We start from the raw sequence: 25,658 nt of genomic DNA on the forward strand, positions 1-25,658 counted from the left end.
GCCACCCGATAAGAGCAACCTACACCGACCCATCGGAGGGCACCATGTCTGCACCCGACACAAATATTGAGAAGCAAGAGAAACAGCACAAGCCTGCGCTGCTTGGCGTAAAGGGGGCGATCATCTTCGGCGTCGTCATCACCGCCATTCTCGGATTTATTCTGATCGGTAATGGCCGCGAAGATCATCAGCCCGCGGCAGAGGAAGCGACACAAGGCATCACCACCGATAGCACCGTGCCCGCCGTGAGCGACGCCGAACCCAATGGCGCATCGCAAGCTGATGATACAAACGCCGCGCCGGTTGATCCCGTCGCACCGGGAACGAACGAAAGTAACTGAGTTTCCGCGGCGCATAATTAACGATTGAGAATTTAACGATTTGGACGGCAGACTTTGGCAACAAGGTCTGCCGTTTTTTTTGCGTGCTGCATTGCGAACGAGGGAAGTGCCATGGCGAAAATGCGCAAAAAGTCAGAGTTGCCAACAAAGATCTGCCAGCGTTGTGGCCTGCCCTTTAGCTGGCGACGCAAGTGGGCGCGCGATTGGGAAGCGGTGAAATACTGCTCTGAGAGGTGTCGGAAGGCGGGGGGTCTCTGCGGCCGAGCGGTAAGATAGCTGCGCATTGGTAATATATTATTACCAATAAATGTTGCCCCACGCTGGCATACCTTCTAAGCCTGTTGTCAAAGCGATATCCATGCGAGCAACAGGAGCTAAGAGATGACACAGCGTAGCGATAAGAACGGCCTTCAGGTTGCCGCCGAACTGGTAGAATTTATTGAAGGCTCGGCGTTGCCCGGCACTGGCATTGATGCGGGCACGTTCTGGGCGGGGCTAAGTGATCTCGTGCATGATCTGGGGCCAAAAAACCGCGCCTTGTTGCAGACGCGTGAAGAGATGCAGGCCAAGATAGATGCTTGGCACAAAGACCGCGCCGGCCAGAACCATGACGCCGACGCCTATAATGCCTTTCTGCGTGAGATCGGGTATCTCGTGCCCGAAGGCCCCGCATTCGAGATTGATACCCAAGGTGTCGATCCCGAAATCGCGCAGGTCCCCGGACCGCAGCTGGTCGTTCCTATTACCAACGCCCGCTTTGCCCTGAACGCCGCCAACGCGCGGTGGGGCAGCCTATATGACGCGTATTACGGCACAGATGCGCTAGGGGATTTGCCGAAGGGCAAGGGCTATGACGCAGAGCGTGGCGCGCGGGTTGTGGTGCAGGCCAAGGCGTTTCTGGATGAAGCAGCCCCGCTTGCCTCTGGCAGCCATACGGATGTGACCGGTTATGCCGTCGCAGACGGGGCACTGACACCTGCGTTGAAAGATGCGGCGCAGTTTATCGGCTACCGCGGGGATGCGGCTGCGCCTGACGCGATCTTGCTGCGCAACAACGGCTTGCACATCGAAATTCAGATCGACGCTGCGCATAACATTGGCAAAACCGATCGGGCAGGCGTGGCCGATGTGCTGCTGGAATCCGCGATGTCTACGATCATGGATTGCGAAGATAGCGTTGCCGCTGTGGATGCCGAAGACAAGGTTGTCGCCTATGGCAACTGGTTGGGCCTGATGAAGGGCGATCTTTCCGAGACGTTCGAAAAGGGTGGCCAGCAGGTGACGCGCGAGATGAACGGCGATCGCGACTACACCGCCCCGGACGGCAGTACGCTGACGCTTAAGGGGCGGTCGTTGATGCTGGTACGCAACGTGGGTCACCTCATGACCAACCCCGCCATTCTGGACCGCGACGGGCTGGAGATCGGCGAAGGCCTGATGGACGCGATGGTCACAACATTGCTCGCGATGCACGATCTGAAGAAAAAGGGCGGAATGCGCAATTCGGTCGCGGGCTCGGTCTATGTGGTCAAACCCAAGATGCACGGGCCCGAAGAAGTTGCCTTTGCGGATGAGATATTTACCCGGGTAGAGACCGCGCTGGGGCTGCCGGCCAATACCGTCAAACTCGGCATCATGGATGAAGAGCGTCGCACATCGGTCAACCTTGCCGAGTGTATCCGTGCAGCCAAGTCCCGCGTTGCTTTTATCAACACCGGTTTCCTCGACCGCACGGGCGACGAAATTCACACCTCGATGGAGGCAGGGCCAATGGTGCCCAAGGGCGAGATGAAGAACGCGCCGTGGATCAGCGCCTATGAGGATCGCAACGTCGATATCGGTTTGGCCTGCGGCCTGCAGGGGCGCGCGCAGATCGGCAAGGGGATGTGGGCCATGCCTGATCTGATGGAAGCCATGCTGGACGCCAAGATCGGCCATCCCAAAGCAGGCGCAAACTGCGCTTGGGTGCCATCGCCTACGGCTGCGACGTTGCACGCGATGCACTATCATACCGTCGATGTTCTGGCGCGTCAGGACGAGATCAAACGGGGCGGTGCCCGTGGTACGCTGGAAGACCTGCTGACGATCCCCGTACTTGCGGGGCGCAACCTATCTGACGCCGATATCGCACAGGAGGTAGAGAACAACGCTCAGGGTATTCTGGGCTACGTCGTGCGCTGGGTCGATCAGGGCGTTGGCTGTTCAAAAGTGCCGGACATCCATGACGTCGGCCTCATGGAAGACCGCGCGACCTGCCGCATCTCGGCCCAGGCGTTGGCGAATTGGCTACACCACGGGGTGGTTTCCGAGGATCAGGTGACCACAGCGCTGAAAAAGATGGCCGCCGTCGTGGACCGGCAGAACGCGGGCGATCCGCTTTACCAGCCGATGGCCCCCGGCTTTGACGGGATTGCCTTTCAGGCCGCTTGCGATCTGGTGCTGAAAGGGCGCGTGCAGCCGTCGGGCTATACCGAACCTGTCCTGCACGCACGCCGGTTGGAGCTGAAGGCCGCACAAGGCTGAACGTGTCTTACCGGAAGAGGCGAGGGGCCAAGCCCCTCGTGCTCCCCGGAGTTTACTTAGCAAAATGAAGCAAAGATGAGGATAGGATGACAGTCACATTAGAGCAGGCGCGGATCATGATCGCCGAAACGTTTAAAAAGGGCCACGAGCTGGGGTTGAAACCCCTGTCAGCCGTGGTGCTGGACGCAGGCGGCCACGTGCAGGCGTTCGAGCGTGAAGACGGCGCGGCCCCTGGCCGGTTCGGCATCGCCCACGGCAAAGCCTATGGCGCGGTGATGTTGGGTATGGCCGGGCGGGCGCAAATGGCGCGGGCCGAGCAGCAAGCCTATTTCATGGCGGCGGTGAACGGTGTTTATGGCGGGGCCGTGGTGCCTGTACCGGGCGGTTTGCTGCTGCGCGACGCGGCGGGCGTTGTGATCGGCGCGCTGGGCGTGACCGGGGATACATCTGACAATGATGTACTGGCTGCGCTGGCCGGGATTGGCGCTGCAGGGCTGATCGGTGAGGAATAGCGGTGGGCTTTGGGGTGTTGAGGTCGGATTGAGGACGCGGTAGGCTTTGAGTGAAATCAAAATCTGAGGCTGAATATGGCGCGTCCTGTTGTTGGTATTGTCGGAAACACCAGCCTGTTGAATGACCAATACCCGATCCACGCGGCCGGCACGATGAACACCATCGCGGTGGCGCAGGTGTCTGGCTGTTTGCCGTTGATCATTCCCAGCGACCCGTCCTTGGTGTCGGTCGACGAGTTGCTTGAAACCTGCGACGGCTTCTTGTTGACCGGCGGGCGACCGAATGTGCACCCCGAAGAATATGGCGAGTCCGCGACAGAGGCGCATGGCACCTTTGACCGTGCCCGCGACGCCATTGCCCTTGGGCTTGTGCGCGCCTGTGTCGAGCGGGGACAGCCGTTCTTTGGCGTGTGCCGTGGGTTCCAAGAGGTCAATGTGGCCATGGGCGGGACGCTCTACCCTGAGATCCGTGAATTGCCGGGACGGATGAACCACCGCATGCCGCCCGATGGCACGATGGAGCAGAAATTCGAGCTGCGTCACGATGTGACCTTTACCCAAGGCGGCGTGTTTCACGAGCTTCTGGGTGCGCCAAAGGTGCGCACCAACACGTTGCACGGGCAGGGGATCAAGGCCGCGGGCCCGCGCGTGATCATCGACGGCTTCGCCGAGGATGGCACGCCAGAGGCGATTTATATCAAGGACGCCCCCGGTTTCACGCTCGCCGTGCAGTGGCATCCAGAATGGGACGCGGGGAATGACCCTGTGTCGCGTCCCTTGTTCGAAAGGTTCGGTGCCGCAGCGCAAGCTTGGGCCGACAGCAAACAACAGCGGATGCTGAAATCAGCCTGATCCCTCTGTCAACGTGATGCGCCGTCGCGATGATTCGACGGGGTGAGAAAAATAACGTGCCGTCAATGTGTCGATCTTTTTCCAGGTGAAATCGCTGTGTTGCACGGCAGGTTTTTGAGGCCGCTTGCCGGACGCTCGCCTTATCCGGCAGCTGCGAAAGGCTGCGGCATCTCGGGGCGGTATAAGGGGGGCTGTGATCTTATGCATGGGGCGACCTTAGCCGCCCCAAAATTAACAAATTATGACCGGCAACGCAGTTACATGTCGCCGCCGGTGACCTGAATGCACTGTCCGTTGATGCTTTGCGAACCGGGGCCGGTTAGCCATGTGGCGGCAGCTGTGACCTCGGACACGTCGATCAGACGTTTATGCGGGTTTGAATTCACCATGATCGCGCGTGCTTTTTCTTCTGAAATACCAGCACGTTCCGAGATTGACGCGGTGTTGCGCGATACGATCGGGGTGTCCACGTAGCCAGGGCAGATCGCGTTGAACGTATAGGGCTGCCCCAGATAGTCCGCGGCCAGTGATTTGATCAGCCCGATCATCCCGTGTTTCGACGCAGAGTAGGCCGCCGCGCCGGGCAGGCCGCGCAATCCGGCCATGGAAGAGATCGCAATGACCCGGCCCCATTCGGTGTCGCGCATTGTCTTCAACGATTCGCGGATCGTAAGAAAGGCACCGTCCAGATTGGTGGACATCATGTTGCGCCAGAATTCCATATCGGTCTTATGCACGGCCTTGCCCTCGGCAATACCGGCGTTGGGGATGCAAATCTGGATCGGGCCGTGGGCTTTGACGGCTGCGGCGATCTTGGCCACCACGTCGTCTTCGCTGCGCACGTCCATCGCCATGCCGGTCATATTGTCGCCCGCAACCTCATCGAGCACCTCTTGGCGGCGGCCGGTGATCGTTACGTGCGCGCCCCGTGCCGCCAAATCCCGTGCGATATCCAGCCCGATGCCGGTGCCGCCGCCTGTGATCAGTGCGTGTTTTCCCTGTAGGTCCATTCTGCTCTCCCTTATGAAATGGAACGTGATGACGGGCATGCTGTCGGCAGCGAGGGGCAGGTGCAAGGGCGCGCGCGTTTTCACGCAACGTCGCAAACCCTAAATGCGGCTGTTAGCGCTATTGATGGTGCAAATCGCTGTTCTAATTATGTCCGTCTCTTGTACTATAGGAACCCAAGCGCTATCGCTCTGGGTAATATTATTGCGCCACGCGAGGCGTAGAAGCACCAACGGGGGACTCTGGATTGAAGATCGGGACGCCAAAAGAAACATTTGAAGGGGAAAATCGCGTTGCGATGACCCCGGAATCAGCACTTCAGCTGCAAAAGCTCGGTCACACTTGTCTGATTGAAGCTGGCGCAGGCGAGGCGGCTGGTTTTTCCAACGATAAATATGTCGAAGCCGGGGTAGAGGTGATCGACACAGCGGCTGAGCTTTGGGAAACGGCGGATGTCGTGGCCAAGGTCCGTGTCCCGAGCACCGCCGAGATGGCGATGATGCGGTCCGACCAGACGCTGATTTCCTTCTTTAGCCCTGTGGCCGACGAAGCCAAGATGAAAGAGGCGGCTGAAAAAGGCACCACTGTTGTCGCGATGGAGATGATCCCTCGGATCAGCCGTGCGCAGAAAATGGATGCACTGTCGTCGATGGCGAACATCGCGGGCTACCGTGCGGTGATCGAGGCGGGCAATAACTTTGGCCGCTTCTTTACCGGTCAGATCACAGCCGCGGGCAAAGTCCCTCCGGCCAAGGTTCTGGTTGTCGGTGCAGGTGTTGCCGGTCTGGCAGCGATCGGGACCTCAACGTCGTTGGGCGCGATCACGCTGGCCTTTGACGTACGTCCCGAAGTCGCCGAGCAGGTCGAATCGATGGGTGCCGAATTTGTGTACCTCGATTTCGAAGAAGAGCAGCAGGACGGCTCCGCCTCGGGTGGCTACGCTTCTGTTTCTTCGCCGGAATTCCGCGAAGCGCAGCTGGCCAAGTTCCGCGAACTGGCCCCCGAAGTTGATATCGTCATCACCACGGCGTTGATTCCCAACCGCGAAGCGCCAGAGCTGTGGACCGAAGATATGGTCGCCGCAATGAAGCCCGGGTCGGTCATCATCGATCTGGCGGCGGAAAAGGGCGGCAACTGCAAGCTGACCAAGATGGACGAGAAAATCGTGACCGAGAATGGTGTAACCATCATCGGCTACACCGATTTCCCAAGCCGGATGGCAACGCAGGCGTCGACGCTGTTCTCGACCAACATTCGCCACTTGCTGACCGATCTGACACCGGAAAAAGACGGTGTGATCAACCACAACATGGAAGACGACGTGATCCGTGGGGCAACCATCACCCACGACAAAGAAGTCACCTTCCCGCCGCCCCCGCCCAAGGTAGCAGCGATTGCGGCAGCGCCGAAAAAGGACAAGCCCAAGGAACTAACGCCGGAAGAAAAGCGTGCCAAAGAGACGGCGGCGTTCAAAGCACAGACGCGCAATCAGGTCGGCTTGCTGGCAATTGGTGGCGTGTTGCTGTTGGCGGTTGGCCTGGTCGCACCAGCCAGCTTTATGCAGCACTTTATCGTGTTCGTTCTGGCCGTGTTCATTGGTTTCCAGGTGATCTGGGGCGTCGCACATAGCCTGCACACCCCGCTGATGGCCGTGACCAACGCGATTTCGTCAATCATCATTCTGGGGGCGGTCATGCAGATCGGGTCCGGATCGTTCTTGGTGATTATTCTGGCCGCGCTGTCGGTGTTTATGTGCGGGATCAACATCTTTGGTGGGTTCCTCGTGACACGGCGCATGCTTGCCATGTTCCAAAAATCGTAAAGGGTTCAGGTAAATGGATTTTGGTTTTACAACAGCGGCTTACGTAGTCGCCGCCATCCTCTTCATCCTCAGCCTTGGCGGGCTGTCGGGGCAGGAAAGCGCAAAGCGTGCCGTATGGTACGGGATCGTGGGCATGGCCTTGGCCGTGGTTGCGACATTGATCGGGCCGGGGGCTGGTTTTTGGGTGCTGTCGCTGATCCTGATCGCGGGTGGCGGTGCCATCGGTTATCAACTGGCGACAAAAGTACAGATGACGCAAATGCCCGAACTGGTTGCTGCAATGCACAGCCTTGTGGGTCTGGCGGCGGTTTTCGTCGGCTATAACGCGCATATCGAACTGGGCAACGTGCTGGCGATGGATGACACCGCCCGCAAGGCAACCGAGGGCTTCGCCGCCCTTCTGGCCAAGAAGGACAGCGTCGAGATCGCAATCCTGCGGGTCGAGCTGTTCCTTGGTGTGTTCATCGGTGCGATCACCTTTACCGGTTCGGTCATTGCCTATGGCAAGCTGGCGGGTCGGGTGAACTCTTCGGCAACCAAACTGCCCGGTGGCCACGTCCTGAACGCAACCGCTGCGGCCGTATCGCTGCTGTGCTTGGTCTGGTACTTTAACACCGGTGGGTTCCTGCCGCTGTTCATCATGACACTGGCGGCGCTGTTCATTGGCTATCACCTGATCATGGGTATTGGCGGCGCAGATATGCCCGTGGTTGTGTCGATGCTGAACAGCTATTCCGGCTGGGCTGCAGCGGCGATCGGTTTCAGCCTTGGCAACGATCTGCTGATCGTGGTCGGTGCGCTGGTTGGTTCGTCAGGTGCGATCCTGTCCTATATCATGTGTAAAGCGATGAACCGTTCGTTCGTCAGCGTGATCTTGGGCGGCTTTGGTGGCACCTCTGGTCCACAGATGGCAGTCGAGGGCGAACAGATCTCGATCGAAGTCGACGGTGTGGCGAGCATGCTGAACGAAGCCGATAGCGTCATCATCATCCCCGGTTACGGGATGGCGGTGGCTCAGGCACAGCAAGCGGTCAGCGAGCTGGTTAAAAAGTTGCGGGCCCAAGGCAAGAACGTGCGTTTCGCCATTCACCCCGTTGCGGGTCGTTTGCCGGGTCACATGAACGTGCTGCTGGCCGAGGCCAAGGTGCCCTATGACATCGTGATGGAGATGGACGAGATCAACGATGATTTCAAATCCACCGACGTTGCGATCGTGATCGGGTCGAACGACATCGTGAACCCCGCCGCACAGGATGATCCCAACAGCCCGATCGCCGGTATGCCCGTGCTGGAATGCTGGAAGGCCAAGAACGTCATCGTGTCCAAGCGCGGGCAGGGGACTGGCTATTCCGGTATTGAGAACCCGTTGTTCTTTAAAGACAACACGCGGATGCTTTATGGCGATGCCAAGGCGAGCCTGGACAAGCTGCTGCCGCTGATCGACTGATCCGGAGACAGATGACAAACCAAAGGGCGGTGCAGCGATGCGCCGCCCTTTTTACATTCGGGGTGATACATGGAACTCAAGCGCCTTGCGGGTGTTGAATTGTCATATAGGAGGATTTGAATATGAAGTTTTCGCGCACCAGCCCGTCAACCGGCCCCGGCGCGGCCGAAGTGACCGGCTTTTATGACGACGATAGCGGCAGCATCCAGTATCTGGTCGCTGATCCCGCCACATCCAAAGCGGCGGTGATTGATGTGGTTCTGGGCTTCAGCCCGCAAAGCGCCGCCACTGATACGCAGAATGTCGATACGATCCTGCGCCATGCCGACGCGGCAGGGTACCAGATCGAATGGATTCTCGACACGCATCCCCATGCCGATCACCTGATGGCATCCCATGAGCTGAAACGCCGGCTGAACAAACCCAATGCCATCGGGTCCAAAATCACCGAGATTGCCGAGCTGTGGCGCGACTACTACCACATGCCTGACGCCTTTGACCCCGCGTCCGATTTTGACCATCTGTTTGACGACGGTGATACCTTTACCATCGGCGATCTGCCGGTCCGCGTGATGCTGTCCCCGGGGCATACGCTGGGGTCGATTTCCTATGTGGTGGGGTCGGATGCCGCCTTTGTGCACGATAGCTTTATGCAGCCCGATGTCGGCACCGCCCGCGCTGATTTCCCCGGTGGTACCGCGGCAAAGCTGTATCAGTCGCTACAAGAAATTCTTGCACTGCCCGATGCGACGCGGCTGTTCGTCGGCCATGACTACGGTACTGACTATCGCCCGCAGCCCACGTGGGAATCTAGCGTGGCTGAACAGCGCAGACATAATGCGCATATCGGTAGCGGTGTGTCACTCGACCGCTTTGTCGATCTACGCGAGTCACGGGACAAGACGCTGTCCTTACCGGACCGGATGTTGCATGTCTTGCAGCTGAACCTGAGGGCTGGGCGCTTGCCGGACGCAGAAGAAGACGGCCACGCCTATCTGAAAATCCCGCTCAACCGGTTCTGAAAAGGCGATGCGATTTCGGGCGGTATCCTGCGGTATACGGATAACCCTATGAAAGCTATGTAAAATATATCTAGGCGAACGGCGGTAAGCGCGCTAGGTTGCCCCGATCATATCCCTGCAGAAAGCCCTCATCGTGCCTGCTCTCGACGATCACCCCCTGCGCTATACCCTGAATAGCGAGCTTCACGCGCGCCCGTTTCCATCGCTGGTCGCGCCCCATGTGGCGGCCTATCTGGCGGTGCGACCAATAGGAGACGCCGCAACGCGCGACCGGTCGGTTGACCTACAGCAGTTACGTGCCTTGCTGACCCACTACGGTGCGCCCCTCCCGTCGGAGGACGCGACCCATTATTTCGGGCCGATGGGCAAATATACCCTGAAATGGGAACAGCATACCGAATTCGTGACCTATACCGTGTTTCTTGACCAGATCGGCCAGCGCCCCTTTGATCCGGCAGAGTTTGATGTCTTTCCCGAGAATTGGCGCGCTGGCCTGAAGGCAGAACGCATTACGTCGATCTTGCTGCGGCTGGTGCCGCGTCCTGCCGAGGACGCGCAGATCGCGGAGGCGCTGCAAGATTGGTTCGTCCCGGAAAGCTTGGCAGTGGCGTCTGTGCTGGAAGATGCTGCAGTTATCGCCAGTGATTTCCGTATCGATCCGGCGGGCCACATGCGCATGGCGGTCTTCGCATCGGAAGGCACCGGCAGCCGCCGTCTGGGGCGCATCGTGCAACGGTTGTGCGAGATTGAGACCTATAAATCGATGTCCATGCTCGGCTTTGCAAAGGTGCGTGAGTTCGCCGCCCAGCTTGACCGGCTCGACGCAGAGCTGATTGACCTGATGGCGGGCATGGCAGGCACCTCTGCTATGGCCGAAGACACGCTGCACCGCTTGCTGGATATCTCGGTCGGGCTTGAGGCGCTTTCGGCGGATGCTTCTTATCGGCTTGGCGCGACAGAGGCCTATCAGGCCATTGTCGCGCAGCGGATCGGGGCCCTCCGCGAAACCCGCTTTATGGCGCGACAGGGTTTTGATGAATTCATGATGCGCCGCTACGAGCCTGCGATGCGCACGGTGAAATCGTCGGAAACACGCCTGAACAAGATGTCCGCCCGTGCCAGTCGCGCCGCTGAACTGCTGCGCACACGGGTGGATGTGGAAAGGTCGGCGCAGAACCAGGCGATACTGGCCAGCATGGATAAACGCTCGGACCTGCAGCTGCGTCTGCAGCACACGGTCGAAGGGCTCTCGGTCGTCGCCATCAGCTACTACGCGGTGTCACTGGTGGGTTATATGCTCTACCCGCTGGCCGAACGTAGCGGGATCAGCAAGGGCACGCTTACGGCCGTTGCCGTGCCTGTCGTGGTGATCCTCGTCTGGGGTCTTCTGCGCCGTTTGCGCCACAAGATCAAATAGCGTCAGCTGCCCGCAGGGGTTGCGCGCAATAGGGCATGCATGGCCAACACGCCGATGCCGATCATCACGATAGCCAATATGGCAGCCAGCGACAGCGTAGGCACGCCGGATAGTCCGGCACCCAGCGTACAGCCCCCTGCAAGTACACCGCCGACACCCATCAGCGCGGCACCGGCCAGATAGCGGCCGGTCTGGGTGGGGGTCTCGAAACTCTGCCAGCCAAAGCCGCCAAACAACAGACTGGCCGCACAGGCTCCCAGAAATACGCCGCCCAGCAACCCGACGCCAAAGCCTGCGGGGATGGAACTGCTTGCCACCAGCCAGAACAACGTATCGGCAGAGGGCGACGTGAACGACAGGCTCTCCATCGCGATGGGATCAAATTCGTCGAACAGAATAAAGCCGGTACCGACCCACGCCAACGGGACCAGCAAACCAATCAGCGCTGCCATCATCAGATGGGCCGGACGGTTCCCCGACCGTAGCGCCACGGCCAAGGCGGCCACGACGATCAAGCCACCCCAAAGGGCCACGCCACCGGGCAGAGCGGCGAGGCTGATATAATCACCAAGCCCAAGTGTGACGCTGCCAAGCGCCACGCGCATCGGGGCCAACACGCCTTTCAATGTCGCATGGGCCACGACTGCGAACACCACAACGACCAGGGCCGCCCGTAAATTGCCAGAGCCCGCCAGAATGGTCAGCCGCGAAATACAGCCCCGTGTCAGCACCATGCCCGCACCAAACAGGAGCCCGCCAAACCCAATCGCCAGATAGGGGAGGTCAGGCACCAGAAAACGATGATCGGCAAAGCTGATCCAGCCCATCGCCACAGCGGCTTGCGTGCCCAAGACAGCAAAGGCCAGTGCCGTCAGCCAGACCCCTTTAGCCGCGCGTCGGTCTTCGCCAACCAGCGACCGGCGAAAACAGAACTTGGTGATCTGCCCCAGAACGCCAAAGACCACGCCCAAGGCCAGCGCGAACCAGACAGCAGCCTGTTGCGGCGTGGTGTTTTCAAAACCGAATTGCTCAAACATCTTTGCGTTCCCCTGACGACAGCACGCCAGTTCACTGACGCGGAAACCGCCCGAGTTCAAGCCTTTTGCGCCTCAACGACAAAGGGAGGCCGCAGCCCCCCTTCACCCTTTTTATAAATACTCAATCCTGTCCGCAGCCCCAAGCGCTATGACCGGCAGAGGATCACCGCCCGCGCAACCGCGGGTCCAGCGCATCGCGCAGCCCGTCGCCCAGATAGTTCACGCTAAGCACAGTCAGGGAAATTGCGATACCGGGCAGGATCACCCGTTCGGGGAATTCCTGCATACGCGACACGGCATCCGACAGCAGTTTGCCCCATGTCGGATAGTCCGACGGGAAGCCCACGCCCAGAAAGCTCAGCGCGCTTTCGGTGATGATCGCCGTGGCAAGCCCAAGTGTGGCAGATACCATGATTGGGGAAATCACATTGGGCAGCAGGTGCTTGCGGATGATCTTGCCTGACCGCGTGCCGATGGACCGCGCCGCGAGGATGAATTCACGCTCTTTCAGCGCCAGGATGTCGCCGCGTACGATCCGCGCCGTCTGCATCCAGGACGTCAGCCCGATGATCCCCACAATCAGGATAAACATGCCGCCTTCGGGGCCGAACCGCGCATTCAGCGGTTGCCGGAACAGGGTCACCGCCAGCAGCGTCAAAGGCAGGATCGGCAGCGACAACACCAGATCAGTGAACCGCATCAGCCAGAAATCGAGCCGTTTGAAGTAGCCCGAGATTACCCCGATGGCCGACCCGATCACCAGTGCCAGTCCCATCGCGAGCCACCCCACGGCCATCGACACGCGGCCTCCGGCGATCATCTGCGCCATGATATCACGGCCCAGCTGATCTGTTCCAAAGGGGTGCGCCCAACCGGCCTTTGCTTCGCTGTCAAACAGCAGTTGATAGATCGGGCGCCAGTTCTTGTTGCGGATATCAAGCGCTTTGGGATCCACGTCCCAAAGGAAGGGGCCAAACAGCACGGCGAGCGTGATGAACAGCAAGAAGCCTCCGCCAAAGACAGCACCCTTGTGCTTGCGAAACTGCTGCCAGACGTCGATCCATTGGCTCCGCGGCGGTTTTTGCGGCTCTTTGTCGACCAGCGCGCCGTAAAGTTCGATGTCAGCCTCAAGCGGGCTTGCGGGAGTGGCTTGCTCAGTCATAGCGGATCCTTGGGTCAAGCAGGCCGTATAGAACATCGGCAATCAGGTTGAACAGAACGATGAGGATGGCGAAGATAAAGGTCAGCGTCATCACCATGGGAAGGTCATTGGCAAAGAGCGCAGTCAGCAGCAGCTGTCCGATCCCGTTTACCTTGAACACGTTTTCGGTGATGATCGCGCCCCCAAAGATCGCGGGCATCCCAAGTGCTATGACCGTGACCACCGGGATCATAGAGTTGCGCAAGACGTGAACCAGCACGACGGATGTCTCACGCAGGCCCTTGGCACGGGCGGTGCGGACGTAATCCTGATTCAGGTTGTCCAGCATCGCCCCCCGCATATAGCGGCTGATCTGTGCGGTGGTTTGCAGCGCCAGCACCATCACGGGCATGACCATCTGCATGAACTGGACCTTAAAGCTTTCCCAGTCCGTCACGACATGGGTGGTGTCATAGATCGACGGCAACCACCCTAGCGATACAGAGAATACAACGATAAGCAGCGGGCCAGTAAAAAAGGGCGGGATCGAAAAGCCAACCATTGTCACGAATGTCCCGGCCTGATCGAACAGTGAATAGTGCCGATAGGCAGAATAGATACCGATGGGGATCGCGATCAGGATCCCCACGATATAGCTGAGCCCAACCACCCAAAGGGTCTGCGGCATCCGCTGGATCACGATATCCATGATCGGGCTGCGGGTCTGCCAGCTGATGGCGCGTTGCACAGGGCGTACGGCGCCGGTGTCGGGGTCGATGAAGGTCGACAGGCTGGTGTCGGGCAGCCAGCCCAACAGGAAACTGTCACGGGTGGCCCAGTCGATGAAGACCTGAGGCTCTACCCAGAAAAACTGGATCAACCATTTGTAGTATTGCACATAAATCGGCTGCCCGAGGCCAAGCGCCTCGCGCATTTTCTGTTTCACTTCTGGTGGGACAGTCAGGGGCACCTGAGCCATCGGATCGCCGGGGGCCAGTTGCAGCAGCAAGAAGATAATCAGGCTGATAAACAAAAGCGTTGGTATCGACAAAAGTAGTCGACGAATGGTGAAGGTCAGCATGCACAGCGCCTTTGCAAGTCGGTCTAGGAGGAGGGGAAGCGTGTCAAAATCGAAGGGAGGCGCGATTTCGCACACATTCAAAATGGCATCAAGTCAAGAGGAGCACGCAATGCGCGTGCTCCTCTGACCTTGGGCGTGATTATTCTTTCACGCGGTACCAGTCGGCGGCATTCCAAAGTTCGGAATCCCATGTGTTCAGGATCACGCCGCCCAATGTGTTGGACGCAGCGGAAACCCGGCCACGGTCGACCAGCGGAACGATGGTCATGGTGTCACGCGTGATGATGTTGTTCAGCTTTTTGGCGATCTCGCCACGCTTATCCAAAGCGCCCGTGCGCGACAGTTCGTCCAGCAGCTCATCATATTCTTCGCTGCAGAAACGGTTGATGTTTTCACCCTGCCATTGGCTGGATGGCTTGGGTTCGTTGCCGCAACGGTAGGCAGACAAGTAGGCCTGCGGGTCGGTGCCGTCAAAGTTGTTCGCGTACATTTCAACGTCAGCATAGAACTTCTGGAAGGTGTCAGGCGAACCGGGGTCGCCACCGAAGAAGACCGAAGAATCAAGGTTGCGCAGCTCCACTTCGACACCGATCTGGTTCCACCAGTCTTTGATCAGCGCCTGAAAATCCTGCCGCACAGCGTTTGTCGAGCTCTGGAACAGCAGGGCCAGTTTCTCACCGTCTTTGTCACGGATGCCATCGCCATCGGTGTCGGTCCAGCCGGCTTCGTCCAGCAAGGCTTTGGCGCCTTCAAGATCCTGCGTCAGACATTCAGTGTTGTCGGATGCGTAAAGCTCGGGGGCGGGGACAAGGTTACAGGTTGCACGGCCGGCTTGACCATACCCGACTTCGACCAGCAAAGGACGGTCGATCGCCATGGAAAGCGCCTTGCGGACTTTGAAGTCCGACAGGATCGGGTGCGGATGCGCAAGCGTCGCACGTTCACCTTCTGGCAGGTCTGGCGACGGATCGGTCATGTTCATTTCGATCCGTTCGACCAAGGTACCGAATGCAGAGATCGCCTGACCTTTACCGCCTTCGGCCATCTTCGCCAGTACGTCGGGGGCCAGCTGCATGTTCCAGGCATAGTCGTATTCGCCGGTTTCCATCACGGCACGGCCCGCCGCATTCGCATCACCACCACCCTTGAGGGTCAGGGTCGCAAACGCAGGTTTGTTCGGATCGCGGTAGTTGGGGTTGGCTTCCATCTGGATCACGTCATTGGGACGGAAGTCCGTGACGCGGAACGGGCCGGTGCCGATGGGGTTAAAGTTCGCTTCGGTACATTCCGGCGCCTTGGACCCCAGACAATCCTTAAACTGCGCAGCCTGAATGATCGGGGATTGCGCGCCCATGAACGGGCCGTAAGGGTTGGGCTTGGCATCAGAAAAATGGACGGTCACCGTCAGATCATCCACGATATCGATGCTTTCGACACCATCAAATTTTGACGCCTGCGCGCAACCACCTTCGGGGTGCATACAGTATTCAGCGGTGAACTTCAGGTCTGCGGACGTCACCGGCGTACCATCAGACCACAGCAGGCCTTCTTGCAACTTCCAAGTCACAGATTTCAGATCTTCGGACACGCCGCCGTTTTCAACGGTGGGAATTTCGGCAGCCAGATAGGGCACCAGTGCGCCGGTTTCGTCATAGCGGCCCAGTGGTTCGAGCACGAGGCTCGCGGCCTCGAGGTCCTTGGTGCCGCCCGACAGATAGGGGGTCATGATCGAGGGCGCTTGCCAGTAGATCACTTTTACCTCGCCGTCGCGTCCACGCTCGCCTTCATGGGCGGCGCCAAATGCGGCGGGGGCAATCGCTACGGAAGCCGCAGCCCCCAGTAACAGGGTTTTCATGTTCATAGCTTACTCCTTGTTGGACACCGGTGATTTTTTTTGGTGCCTTTTTTATGGTCCGTCTTTCTGGCACTGCCAAAACCGTCACTCTTGATCGACGCAGGGTAGGTGGGGCATCGGGGCTGGCAAAGTTGCCCGCTACAATGCCCGTTTTTTCGGCCACGCCAATTACGTTGAAGCATCGAAACAGGTTTGAAAAAAAAAGCAAGCCTCCAAAGCTGTGGATGTTAGCGGTCGCGCTGACGGATTTGACACCAGAGGATGATTGGCCTTAGCGTCGTCGGATTGATTAAACGAGAAGCGCTGGAAAATACCATGCTAGACGAGGCAAAGCCGACACCAATCGCGCAAATTCAAGAGCTTAGGGTCGAATTTCAAACTCAGGACGGACCCGTCTTGGGGGTGGAGAACGTCAGCTTTGACATTAATGCGGGTGAAACCGTCTGCGTTGTGGGCGAATCCGGCTCGGGTAAGTCGGTGTCTTCTTTGTCGTTGATGCGTCTGGTCGAGTTCGGCGGCGGAAAAATTGCTGGCGGACGCCTATTATTTGAGCGACAGAACGACCCCGCTGTCGATTTAGCGCGCACAGATCAAGATGTGATGCGCGAAATTCGCGGCAATGAGATCGGCATGATCTTTCAGGAACCGATGACCGCGCTGAACCCGGTCTTTACCGTGGGCCGCCAGCTGACCGAAGGGCTGCGCCTGCACAAGAACATGTCCAAGTCGCAAGCCGAGGCGCGTGCGCTCGAACTGTTGACCCAAGTACGCATTCCCGAGCCCGCCCGTCGGATCAAGCAATACCCGCATGAACTGTCAGGCGGGATGCGCCAGCGGGTTGTGATCGCCATGGCGCTTGCCTGTTCGCCACGGTTGCTGATCGCGGATGAACCCACCACCGCACTTGATGTGACCATTCAGGCCGAAATCCTTGCGCTGATAGACCGGCTTAAACGCGAGACCGGCACCGCGGTGATGTTTATCACCCATGATATGGCGGTTGTGGCCCAGATGGCTGACCGCGTCGTCGTCATGTTCCGCGGCAAGAAGGTCGAAGAGGGCACAGTCGAGGAAATCTTCGAGAACCCGCAGCACCCCTATACCAAAGCGCTGCTGGCCGCTGTGCCGAAGCTGGGTGAAATGCGCGGCAAGGCCTACCCCGAACCGATGAGGCTGCTCGGCACCGAAGACAAGGAAATCGTGCCCATCAAAGGGACCGAGGAAACGCTGCTGACGGTCAAGAACCTGACCACGCGCTTTCCGGTCCAGGGCGGCTTTCTGCGCCGCACGGTTGCTAATGTCCATGCGGTCGAAGACCTGTCGTTCACCATCAACAAGGGCCAGACGCTGAGCCTTGTGGGCGAATCCGGCTGCGGTAAATCCACGGCAGGGCGGTCTATTCTGCGGCTGGTCGAACCCCAGTCGGGGGAGGTCAACCTTGACGGCAAAGACATCATGGCACTGGATCCGCGTGGCCTGCACAAGGCGCGGCTGGACATGCAGATGATCTTTCAGGACCCGTTTGCCTCGCTCAATCCGCAAATGCAGCTGTCGGATCAAGTGGCCGAACCGATCCATAACTATGGCACGCTCAAGGGGGCCGAGCTGACCAAACGCATCGAGATGCTGTTTGACCGCGTGGAACTACCGCGCAGCTTTATGCGGCGTTTCCCCCATGAATTGTCAGGCGGGCAACGCCAACGGGTGGCGATCGCACGCGCCTTGGCCCTGAACCCTAAGCTGATTGTGGCAGACGAGGCCGTGTCGGCGCTGGATGTGTCGGTGCAGGCGCAGGTGGTCAATCTGATGCTTGAGCTGCAGCAGGAATTGGGACTGTCCTTCCTTTTCATCAGCCACGACATGGCGGTGGTCGAACGGGTCAGCCACTATGTCGGCGTCATGTATCTGGGACGGATCGTCGAGATGGGCACCCGGGCGCAGGTGTTCGAAAATCCGCAGCACCCTTATACCCAAGCCTTGATGAAGGCCGTTCCCATCGCTGATCCGCGTCGCCGCAAAAAGGAAAGCGAACTGAACTTTAAACCGATCCCGTCGCCGATCCATCCGACAAGCTATGTCGCGGAACCCTCTGTTTACAAAACCGTATCCGCGGGCCATCAGGTGCTGATCACCGATAGCGGATACTAAAGGACCTCATTGATGACTGCGCGCATGACCCCGTTTGAGCTGATGGAAAAACTTGTCAGCTTTCCCACCGTCTCACGAGACACAAATATCCCGCTGATCGACTGGGTGGCGGAGTATCTCGAAAGCCACGGCATCGCGTCACACCGCTATATTCACCCCGATCAGCCCAAGCACGCGCTTTTTGCGCATGCCGGCCCGTGGGAAGAAGGCGCGGTTGTCCTCTCTGGTCATACAGATGTGGTGCCTGTCGACGGCCAGCCCTGGGACAGTGATCCGTTCACCGTGGTCGAACGGGACGGGCGCTATTATGGCCGTGGCTGCTGCGATATGAAGGGTTTCGACGCGCTGGCGATCTGGGCCTTGGTAGAGGCACATCATGCTGGCGTGCAACGCCCGCTGCAAATCGCGCTGAGCTTTGACGAGGAAATCGGCTGCACCGGTGCGCCTCCGATGATCGAAGCGATGCAGCCGGTGCTGCCCAAGGGCGCGTTAGTGATCGTGGGCGAACCCTCCACGATGCAGGCGGTGACAGGGCACAAGGGCGGGACGGGGTTCAACACCCATGTCGTTGGCTTCGAGGTCCATTCGTCGCTGCTGCACACCGGCGTCAACGCGATCATGGCAGGGGCCAAGCTGATCGAGTGGGCCAATGAGGTGAACACCGAAAACATGGCGCGCAAACCCAGCGACCTTGCCGCGATGTTCAACCCGCCTTTCACCACCGCACATGTGGGCGTGATCTCTGGCGGGACGGCCCATAATATCACCGCCAAGGATTGCCATTTTGCAATGGATTTCCGGGTTGTCCCCGGCGAAGACAAAGACGCCTGGGGCACCGCCTATCTTGAAAAAGTGCGCGAAGTCGAACAGCAGATGCAAGAGGTCGTCCCCGAAACCTATATCGAGATCACGCCCCGTTTTGACGTGCCAGCGCTCAAACCCGAGAAAGACGGGCTGGCCGAAACCTTTGTGCGCCAGATCACCGGCGACAACGCCAGCCACAAAGTCAGCTACGGCACCGAGGCAGGGCAGTTTCAGGAAGCAGGCTACAGCGCGGTGGTCTGCGGCCCCGGCGACATTGCGCAGGCGCACCAGCCCAACGAATACATCGAAGTCACCCAATTCGAGGCCGGCCATCAATTCATGCGCGACCTGCTTGAACGGTTGAAATGACCCAGCGCAGCGGCCCTCTTCTTCCAAATGGTACCAAATCCCGGGGGAGGGGCCGCCGTGCGGCGCCGGGGGCTGGCCCCGGACCCAGGCCTGCGCCGCCCGCGACGCCAACGCAGAACAGAGCCTGACCATGCAGCCGTTCCCGATTAATGCCACCACCCCCATCACCTATCCCGGCCCGCCCCCTGCGGCCTCGGATATCATTGTGATCGGCGGCGGGATCATCGGGGTCTGCACCGCGCTCTTTCTTGCGCGTGACGGGCATTCTGTGACCTTGCTGGAAAAAGGCCGCATCGCTGCCGAACAATCCAGCCGCAACTGGGGCTGGATCCGGCAACAGGGGCGGGATCCTGACGAGATGCCTATCATGGCCGAGGCGCAGGCGATCTGGCGTGATCTGGCAGGGCAAACAGACGTCGATATCGGTCTACGGCAAGGCGGCATTGCCTATTTGGCGCAGAAACCGGCGCAGCTTGCCGGCTACGAAGACTGGCTGCCCCATGCGCGGGCCAATGGCGCGGATAGCAAGATGTTGACGGCTGCCGAGGTGACGCGGCTCTTTCCCACCCTCGCCACACCGCAGATCGGCGCGTTGATCACGCCGTCGGACATGCGCGCGGAGCCTTGGGTCGCCGTGCCCGCACTGGCCGGTATCGCCGCCCGCGAGGGCGTGCAGATCATCGAAAATTGCGCCGTACGTGCACTCGACATTGCTGCGGGGCGTATTGCAGGGGTGATCACCGAACAGGGCCGTATCAAATCCTCGCAGGTGGTTCTGGCGGGCGGTGCCTGGTCGGCGCTGTTTCTACGCAACCACGGTATTTCGATGCCGCAACTCTCTGTGCGCGAAAATGTGGCAGCGACAGAGCCCTTGCCCGAAGTCTATGCGGGTGCGGTATCAGACGGGCGGGTCGCATTCCGTCGCCGCGAGGATGGCGGCTATACCCTTGCCCCACCCGGTGCGCCCGAGCTGTTCGTCGGGCCGGATGCGTTCCGCGCGTTGCCTCACTTTATGACGCAATTGCTTGCCGATCCCTTTGGCCAACGGCTCCATCCGTTTGCACCCAAAGGCTTCCCCGATGCATGGGGAACCAAACGGCGCTGGCAGCCGGACGCCCCATCCCCGTTCGAGGCGATGCGCATCCTGGATCCCGCCCCCAATATGGCCAAGATCCGCCGCCTGCTGCGTGATTTTTCGGCGATGTTTCCGGAATTTGGTCCGATAAAGCTGAAATCCGCATGGGCAGGTATGATCGACACCATGCCCGATATTGTCCCTGTCGTAGATACCGTGGCAGCACTGCCGGGGCTCACGATTGGCACCGGCATGTCAGGCCACGGCTTCGGCATAGGGCCGGGTATGGGCCGCGTTTTGGCTCGTCTGGTAACCGGAGAGGGTGCTGGCCATGATCTTAGCCGGTTCCGCCTTGCGCGGTTTTCCGATGGAAGTCCTATGATATTGGGCCCCAACGTTTAGTCATAATGAAAAGGAACGCGCGCCGATGCCGATCAAGAATCGCTTTGCCGAAACCCACGCCGAGATCACAGCATGGCGGCGTCACCTGCACACCATTCCCGAACTGCAATTCGATCTTCCACAGACCGCGGGTTTTGTCGAAGAGAAGCTGCGCAGTTTTGGCATCACCGATATCACGACAGGCGTGGCGCAAACCGGTATCGTCGCGGTGATCGAGGGAAAGACCAATACCTCGGGGCGCAGCATCGGGTTGCGGGCGGATATGGACGCGCTACCGATCACAGAGGCGACGGGGCTTGAATATGCGTCAAAAAAAGCGGGCAAGATGCACGCCTGCGGCCACGACGGGCATACCGCTATGCTGCTTGGTGCGGCGCAATACCTGGCGGAAACACGCAATTTCGACGGGCGCGCAGTGCTGATCTTTCAACCCGCCGAAGAGGGCGGCGGTGGCGGCAATGTCATGGTCGAGGAAGGTCTGATGGAGCGGTGGTCGATCGACGAAGTGTACGGCATGCACAATATGCCTGATCAGCCTGTCGGCACATTCGCGATCCGGTGTGGGGCGTTGCTGGCGGCGGCGGATGAATTCGATATTACAATCGCCGGGCAGGGTGGTCATGCCGCTGCCCCCCATGAAGCGATTGATACCAACCTTGCTGCGGCCCATGTCGTCGTGGCACTGCAATCCATTGCCGCGCGCAATGTCGACCCGATCAAGAATGCGGTGGTGTCGGTCTGCACCATGCGATCCGACACCGACAGCCACAACGTCTTGCCGCAGACAGTGCGTTTGCGCGGCACGGTCCGCACACTTGATGCAAGCATCCGCGATCTGGTGCAAGACCGCTTGCAATCGGTCGTGACCCATACCTGCGCGGCCCATCAATGTACCGCCGACATCACCTATGAACGCGGATACCCGATCACGGTGAATGCTGAGACCAACACCGGCTATGCCGCCGATGTGGCGGAAAACATCACGCCCGGTGTGGACCGTGACACGCCCCCGATTATGGCGGGGGAGGATTTCTCGTATATGCTGAACCAGCGCCCCGGTGCTTATATCATGTTGGGCAATGGCGACGGGCCCACCGTCCACCACCCTATGTATAATTTCAACGATGACGCGATCCCCGCAGGTTGTAGCTGGTACGCGGAAATGATTGAAACAAGATTGCCAGCCTAGCCAGCGGCTTGCCCTGAAAAGGGGCACGCCGCATGCTTTTATCCCCCAGACTTCGAGGACTTCGAAAAATGCCCGTTAAGAACCGATTTGCCGAATTGCACACCGACATCACCGCATGGCGACGTGATCTGCATGAACACCCCGAAATCTTGTTTGAGACACACCGCACCTCTGGCACGGTTGCTGAAAAGCTGCGGGCCTTTGGCTGCGACGAAGTCGTCGAAGGCATCGGGCGTACGGGCGTTGTCGGCGTGATCAAGGGCAACTCTACCGCGTCGGGCAAAGTCATCGGGCTGCGCGCAGATATGGACGCGCTGCCGATCCACGAGCAAACCGGGTTGGACTATGCCTCCAAGACGCCCAACGCGATGCACGCCTGCGGCCACGACGGCCACACGGCGATGCTTTTGGGGGCGGCGCAATATCTGGCCGAAACGCGGAACTTTGACGGGACGGTCGTGGTGATCTTTCAGCCCGCCGAAGAAGGTGGCGGCGGCGGGCGCGAGATGTGCGAAGATGGCATGATGGACCGCTGGGGCATCCAAGAAGTCTATGGCATGCACAACTGGCCCGGTATTCCCGCAGGTCAGTTCAGCATTCGCCCCGGCCCGTTCTTTGCGGCCACCGATCTGCTCGAGATCGAGGTCGAAGGTCTGGGCGGCCACGCTGCCAAGCCGCATGAGACCATCGATACAGGCGTTGTGACCGCGCATATCATCACTGCGCTGCAAACCATCGTCAGCCGGAATGCGGACCCTGTGGGCAATATCGTGGTGTCCATTACCTCGATTGAATCCTCCTCCAAGGCGTTCAACGTCATCCCGCAGCGTGTGAACCTGCTGGGCACCGTGCGCACTTTGTCAAACGACCTGCGCGATCTTGCAGAAAAACGCGTGACAGAGATTTGCGAAGGCATCGCCACCACCTTTGGCGCGACGGCACGGGTCAAATACGTGCGCAACTATCCGGTGATGGTGAACCACGACGCGCAGACCGAATTCGCGGCGGATGTCGCGCGCGGTATTTCAGGGCAATGTGACGAAGCACCCTTGGTCATGGGCGGCGAGGATTTCGCCTTTATGCTCGAAGAGCGCCCGGGTGCTTATATTCTGGTCGGCAATGGCGACACCGCGATGGTGCACCACCCGATGTATAACTTTAACGACGATATCATCCCTGCTGGCTGCAGCTGGTGGGCAGGTATCGCCGAACAGCGTATGCCAATCGGCTAAGGTTCATGCGCATAGGGCGTGGGGAAACCCGCGCCCTATGCGGCCAGCAGTTTACGGTAAATCTTGACCAATGCCGCGGCTTCGCGCGCAATCGAAAAATCCGACACGACATAGCTGCGCCCGGCCTCTGCCCACGCGGCCAGACGCGTCCGGTCAGACAGGGCATCGCGTGTCGCGGCCTCAAGCGCGGGGATATTGTCTGGGTCCACCAGCAGGCCGGTTGTGCCTTGCACCACAAGCTTTTCAAACGCGCCCACACGGGTGGCGACGACTGGCACACCGCAGGCCATCGCTTCGATCGGGGTCAGTCCGAACCCTTCCCAGCGTTGCGGCGCGACATAAAGATCCAGCACACGGTAGAAATCGGCCATATCGCCTACGGGCACCTCTGGCAGAAAGAGCATCCGGTCCGACAGGCCCTCGGCACGGGCGCGGTCTTTCAGGCCTTTCTTGAAGGCTTCGTATTTCTCGGTCGCGCGCCCCATCACAAGGGCCACGACATCGGGATTGTCCCGCAGGATGGGCAGCATGGCCTCGACAAAGGCATCAGTGCCCTTTTGCGCGCGGATACGGCCATAGCAGCCCACCAGCGTCGCATTCACCGGCAGCTTAAGCTCGGCGCGCAAGGCGGTGCGGTCGGGCGAGGGGGCAAAACCTTCGGTGTCGATGCCATGCATGATCACATGGCCGGGGTTTTCCAGATAGGCGTTGGTCCGGTCCGAGGTCGCAACCACGGTATCCATCCGCCGGATCAGCCAGCGCGTCAGGCCGGTCTGCTCGCGTTGGCTGGCCGAGGTGAACATCAGCTTGAGCCGTTTGCCCAGCAGATAGCGCAGCGCCAGCCCGCCCAGCATCTCTACGTTGCGCCGCGCGTGCCAGACCCGCCAACCAGAGGCTGATGGCCCCCGCCGCGACATGGTGATCAGCGACGACAAAGGCACCTGTGGCACGTCCTCGGGGACGACAGGACCGGTCGCTACGATCGATATGTCACGTGATTGCACCGGCACCAGCCGCATCACAGTGGCGGTGACGCCGCTCAGCCGGCGCTTGAAGTTCGGGGCGATCACATCGGTGCGGGCAAGAGGGTGCGTCATGGGGTATCCAACTTGAGAGTGGTGATCAGACGGCTGGCTATCGCATCCAGCTGGTCGTCCTGCGCGGCGATGAAACGGGATGCGGCTGCGGTCATCGTCGCGAGCTCTTGGGGATTGGTCAAGAGCGACAGGACGCGGGCGGTCAGGTCTTCGCCGTCCGCCACAATCCGCGCGGCCCCTTCGGTTTCAAGCTGCGCATAGGTCTCTGCAAAAGCCGCGACATGGTTGCCTGAAAGCACAGCCGCGCCCGATTGCGCCACCTCGAACGGGTTGTGCCCGCCGATGGGCAAAAGAGAGCCGCCCAGAAAAACCACGCCAGACAGGCTGTACCACAGACCCAATTCACCCAGCGTATCCGCCAGATAGACTTGCCCGCCCGGCGCGTCGCCGCGGCTGCGCCGTTGGACGGTCAGGCCAGCATCATGGGCCAGTGCCTCGACCGCGTCGCCGCGTTCGGGATGGCGGGGGGCAAGTATCAGACAGAGATCGGGCAGGTCGCGTAACAGCTTGCGGTGCGTCGCAAGTACGGTGCGTTCTTCGCCTTCGTGGGTCGAGGAGGCAACCCATACGGGCCGCCCGTCAAGCGCCGCGGTCACCCGCGCAAGCGCCTTGTCGTCGACCGGCAGAGGGCCGGCCATAGATTTTAGATTCACCCCGCGCGACACGCGATCGGCAGGGGCGTGCATGCGGATCATATTGCGTGCCATCGCGTCATTCTGGGTCAGGATGAGCGTAAAAACATCAAACAGATAGCGGGCTGTGCGAGGCCATTTCTCCCAGAAATCCACGGTCTTGTCAGACATCCGTGCATTGACCAAGGCCATCGGCGCACCTGTCGCATGGGTCCGGCGCAGCATCTGGGGCCAAATCTCGCTTTCGACAAAAATCGCGGCATCGGGGTGCCAGTGGGACAAAAAGCGCTTAAGGGGGCCGGGCGCGTCAAGCGGGGCGAACTGGTGCACGCTGCGCGGCGGCAGACGCTGCGCCACCAGCTTGGCCGAGGTCGCGGTGCCCGATGTGATCAGGAATTGCGCGTCGGGCAGCATGATGCCCATGCGGGTGATCAACGCCAGCACCGACAGGCTTTCTCCGACCGATGCTGCATGGACCCAGACCAGCTTGCCATCCGTCTGGCGCGGCAGCGTCGCAATACCGCGTTTCTCGCCCGCGCGGGCAGCGGGCACATCTTGCCCGTGCAGTTTGCGGGCCTCTGCGCTGGCGGCAAAGGGGATCAGGCAGCGGCTGGCAAGAACCCAGGCGCGGTACAGAAAGGGCGCGGACACG

General features: G+C 59.8%; 21 protein-coding genes. 14 read left to right on the top strand and 7 right to left on the bottom strand.

The annotated features are described in order from the left end of the window. Positions 1–44: 44 nt before the first annotated feature. The 5 genes from E5180_RS02410 to E5180_RS02430 all read left to right on the top strand — a co-directional run bounded on the left by E5180_RS02410 (position 45) and on the right by E5180_RS02430 (position 4,228). Positions 45–341: a hypothetical protein gene (locus E5180_RS02410; protein ID WP_138922993.1), complete on the top strand. Its 297-nt coding sequence runs from the start codon at positions 45–47 to the stop codon at positions 339–341. Between the two features lie 111 nt (positions 342–452). Continuing rightward, positions 453–617, top strand: a complete 165-nt coding sequence (locus E5180_RS02415) for a DUF2256 domain-containing protein (RefSeq protein ID WP_093732658.1) — start codon at positions 453–455, stop codon at positions 615–617. Positions 618–722: 105 nt separating this feature from the next. Continuing rightward, positions 723–2,864, top strand: a complete 2,142-nt coding sequence (locus E5180_RS02420) for a malate synthase G (RefSeq protein WP_138922994.1) — start codon at positions 723–725, stop codon at positions 2,862–2,864. Positions 2,865–2,950: 86 nt separating this feature from the next. Next, on the top strand, positions 2,951–3,376 hold the full coding sequence (locus tag E5180_RS02425; RefSeq protein WP_093732656.1) for a GlcG/HbpS family heme-binding protein: 426 nt from the start codon (positions 2,951–2,953) through the stop codon (positions 3,374–3,376). A 75-nt stretch (positions 3,377–3,451) separates the two neighbouring features. Further along, positions 3,452–4,228: a gamma-glutamyl-gamma-aminobutyrate hydrolase family protein gene (locus E5180_RS02430; protein ID WP_138922995.1), complete on the top strand. Its 777-nt coding sequence runs from the start codon at positions 3,452–3,454 to the stop codon at positions 4,226–4,228. A gap of 257 nt (positions 4,229–4,485) precedes the next feature. Here E5180_RS02430 and E5180_RS02440 read toward each other — a convergent pair whose 3' ends face one another. Further along, on the bottom strand, positions 4,486–5,238 hold the full coding sequence (locus E5180_RS02440) for an SDR family NAD(P)-dependent oxidoreductase (protein WP_138922997.1): 753 nt from the start codon (positions 5,236–5,238) through the stop codon (positions 4,486–4,488). Between the two features lie 245 nt (positions 5,239–5,483). On the opposite strand from E5180_RS02440, the gene E5180_RS02445 reads away from it, so the two are divergent. The 4 genes from E5180_RS02445 (at position 5,484) to E5180_RS02460 (ending at position 10,944) form a co-directional block, all read left to right on the top strand. After that, positions 5,484–7,058, top strand: coding sequence for a Re/Si-specific NAD(P)(+) transhydrogenase subunit alpha (locus E5180_RS02445; RefSeq protein WP_138922998.1), 1,575 nt, complete (start codon positions 5,484–5,486; stop codon positions 7,056–7,058). Between the two features lie 13 nt (positions 7,059–7,071). Beyond that, complete coding sequence (locus E5180_RS02450; RefSeq protein ID WP_138922999.1) at positions 7,072–8,505, top strand: NAD(P)(+) transhydrogenase (Re/Si-specific) subunit beta; 1,434 nt, start codon at positions 7,072–7,074, stop codon at positions 8,503–8,505. Between the two features lie 122 nt (positions 8,506–8,627). After that, on the top strand, positions 8,628–9,527 hold the full coding sequence (locus E5180_RS02455) for an MBL fold metallo-hydrolase (RefSeq protein WP_138923000.1): 900 nt from the start codon (positions 8,628–8,630) through the stop codon (positions 9,525–9,527). Positions 9,528–9,660: 133 nt separating this feature from the next. Then, positions 9,661–10,944 (top strand): DUF3422 family protein, encoded by a 1,284-nt coding sequence (locus E5180_RS02460; RefSeq protein ID WP_138923001.1) that lies wholly within the window; start codon positions 9,661–9,663, stop codon positions 10,942–10,944. A 2-nt stretch (positions 10,945–10,946) separates the two neighbouring features. Here the strand turns inward: E5180_RS02460 and E5180_RS02465 are convergent, their stop codons facing one another. From E5180_RS02465 to E5180_RS02480, 4 genes are all read right to left on the bottom strand, one after another. Beyond that, on the bottom strand, positions 10,947–11,981 hold the full coding sequence (locus E5180_RS02465) for a YeeE/YedE thiosulfate transporter family protein (protein WP_138923002.1): 1,035 nt from the start codon (positions 11,979–11,981) through the stop codon (positions 10,947–10,949). Positions 11,982–12,144: 163 nt separating this feature from the next. Next, a complete protein-coding gene (locus E5180_RS02470; protein ID WP_138923003.1) occupies positions 12,145–13,143 on the bottom strand; it encodes an ABC transporter permease in 999 nt (332 codons plus the stop codon). Beyond that, a complete protein-coding gene (locus E5180_RS02475; RefSeq protein WP_138923004.1) occupies positions 13,136–14,203 on the bottom strand; it encodes an ABC transporter permease in 1,068 nt (355 codons plus the stop codon). Before E5180_RS02475 ends, E5180_RS02470 begins: the two co-directional genes overlap by 8 nt. 139 nt (positions 14,204–14,342) lie before the next feature. Next, on the bottom strand, positions 14,343–16,064 hold the full coding sequence (locus tag E5180_RS02480) for a peptide ABC transporter substrate-binding protein (protein WP_138923005.1): 1,722 nt from the start codon (positions 16,062–16,064) through the stop codon (positions 14,343–14,345). A 309-nt stretch (positions 16,065–16,373) separates the two neighbouring features. Here E5180_RS02480 and E5180_RS02485 point away from each other — a divergent pair, with 309 nt between their 5' ends. From E5180_RS02485 to E5180_RS02505, 5 genes are all read left to right on the top strand, one after another. Further along, the gene (locus E5180_RS02485; protein WP_138925092.1) at positions 16,374–18,206 is read left to right on the top strand and encodes an ABC transporter ATP-binding protein; all 1,833 of its coding nucleotides are present in this window, start codon (positions 16,374–16,376) and stop codon (positions 18,204–18,206) included. 12 nt (positions 18,207–18,218) lie between these two features. Further along, the gene (argE, locus tag E5180_RS02490) at positions 18,219–19,379 is read left to right on the top strand and encodes an acetylornithine deacetylase (RefSeq protein WP_138923006.1); all 1,161 of its coding nucleotides are present in this window, start codon (positions 18,219–18,221) and stop codon (positions 19,377–19,379) included. Positions 19,380–19,509: 130 nt separating this feature from the next. Next, positions 19,510–20,856, top strand: a complete 1,347-nt coding sequence (locus E5180_RS02495; RefSeq protein WP_138923007.1) for an NAD(P)/FAD-dependent oxidoreductase — start codon at positions 19,510–19,512, stop codon at positions 20,854–20,856. Positions 20,857–20,881: 25 nt separating this feature from the next. After that, on the top strand, positions 20,882–22,045 hold the full coding sequence (locus tag E5180_RS02500) for a M20 aminoacylase family protein (protein WP_138923008.1): 1,164 nt from the start codon (positions 20,882–20,884) through the stop codon (positions 22,043–22,045). A gap of 68 nt (positions 22,046–22,113) precedes the next feature. Continuing rightward, the gene (locus tag E5180_RS02505; RefSeq protein ID WP_138923009.1) at positions 22,114–23,277 is read left to right on the top strand and encodes a M20 aminoacylase family protein; all 1,164 of its coding nucleotides are present in this window, start codon (positions 22,114–22,116) and stop codon (positions 23,275–23,277) included. Positions 23,278–23,312: 35 nt separating this feature from the next. On the opposite strand, the gene E5180_RS02510 is transcribed toward E5180_RS02505, so the two are convergent. Beyond that, positions 23,313–24,374: a glycosyltransferase family 4 protein gene (locus tag E5180_RS02510; protein ID WP_138923010.1), complete on the bottom strand. Its 1,062-nt coding sequence runs from the start codon at positions 24,372–24,374 to the stop codon at positions 23,313–23,315. Continuing rightward, positions 24,371–25,657, bottom strand: a complete 1,287-nt coding sequence (locus E5180_RS02515; RefSeq protein WP_138923011.1) for a 3-deoxy-D-manno-octulosonic acid transferase — start codon at positions 25,655–25,657, stop codon at positions 24,371–24,373. Before E5180_RS02515 ends, E5180_RS02510 begins: the two co-directional genes overlap by 4 nt. Position 25,658 lies beyond the last annotated feature (1 nt).

The sequence above is a fragment of the Sulfitobacter sp. BSw21498 genome (genome assembly GCF_006064855.1).
In the GTDB taxonomy this organism is placed as follows: Bacteria; Pseudomonadota; Alphaproteobacteria; order Rhodobacterales; family Rhodobacteraceae; genus Sulfitobacter.

Excerpts from the sequence above, each read along its gene's own strand:
- E5180_RS02410 (WP_138922993.1), top strand. The coding sequence starts at position 45 with ATGTCTGCACCCGACACAAATATTGAGAAGCAAGAGAAACAGCACAAG.
- E5180_RS02415 (WP_093732658.1), top strand. The coding sequence starts at position 453 with ATGGCGAAAATGCGCAAAAAGTCAGAGTTGCCAACAAAGATCTGCCAG.
- E5180_RS02420 (WP_138922994.1), top strand. The coding sequence starts at position 723 with ATGACACAGCGTAGCGATAAGAACGGCCTTCAGGTTGCCGCCGAACTG.
- E5180_RS02425 (WP_093732656.1), top strand. The coding sequence starts at position 2,951 with ATGACAGTCACATTAGAGCAGGCGCGGATCATGATCGCCGAAACGTTT.
- E5180_RS02430 (WP_138922995.1), top strand. The coding sequence starts at position 3,452 with ATGGCGCGTCCTGTTGTTGGTATTGTCGGAAACACCAGCCTGTTGAAT.
- E5180_RS02440 (WP_138922997.1), bottom strand. The coding sequence starts at position 5,238 with ATGGACCTACAGGGAAAACACGCACTGATCACAGGCGGCGGCACCGGC.
- E5180_RS02450 (WP_138922999.1), top strand. The coding sequence starts at position 7,072 with ATGGATTTTGGTTTTACAACAGCGGCTTACGTAGTCGCCGCCATCCTC.
- E5180_RS02455 (WP_138923000.1), top strand. The coding sequence starts at position 8,628 with ATGAAGTTTTCGCGCACCAGCCCGTCAACCGGCCCCGGCGCGGCCGAA.
- E5180_RS02465 (WP_138923002.1), bottom strand. The coding sequence starts at position 11,981 with ATGTTTGAGCAATTCGGTTTTGAAAACACCACGCCGCAACAGGCTGCT.
- E5180_RS02470 (WP_138923003.1), bottom strand. The coding sequence starts at position 13,143 with ATGACTGAGCAAGCCACTCCCGCAAGCCCGCTTGAGGCTGACATCGAA.
- E5180_RS02475 (WP_138923004.1), bottom strand. The coding sequence starts at position 14,203 with ATGCTGACCTTCACCATTCGTCGACTACTTTTGTCGATACCAACGCTT.
- E5180_RS02480 (WP_138923005.1), bottom strand. The coding sequence starts at position 16,064 with ATGAACATGAAAACCCTGTTACTGGGGGCTGCGGCTTCCGTAGCGATT.
- E5180_RS02485 (WP_138925092.1), top strand. The coding sequence starts at position 16,374 with ATGCTAGACGAGGCAAAGCCGACACCAATCGCGCAAATTCAAGAGCTT.
- argE (WP_138923006.1), top strand. The coding sequence starts at position 18,219 with ATGACTGCGCGCATGACCCCGTTTGAGCTGATGGAAAAACTTGTCAGC.
- E5180_RS02495 (WP_138923007.1), top strand. The coding sequence starts at position 19,510 with ATGCAGCCGTTCCCGATTAATGCCACCACCCCCATCACCTATCCCGGC.
- E5180_RS02500 (WP_138923008.1), top strand. The coding sequence starts at position 20,882 with ATGCCGATCAAGAATCGCTTTGCCGAAACCCACGCCGAGATCACAGCA.
- E5180_RS02505 (WP_138923009.1), top strand. The coding sequence starts at position 22,114 with ATGCCCGTTAAGAACCGATTTGCCGAATTGCACACCGACATCACCGCA.
- E5180_RS02510 (WP_138923010.1), bottom strand. The coding sequence starts at position 24,374 with ATGACGCACCCTCTTGCCCGCACCGATGTGATCGCCCCGAACTTCAAG.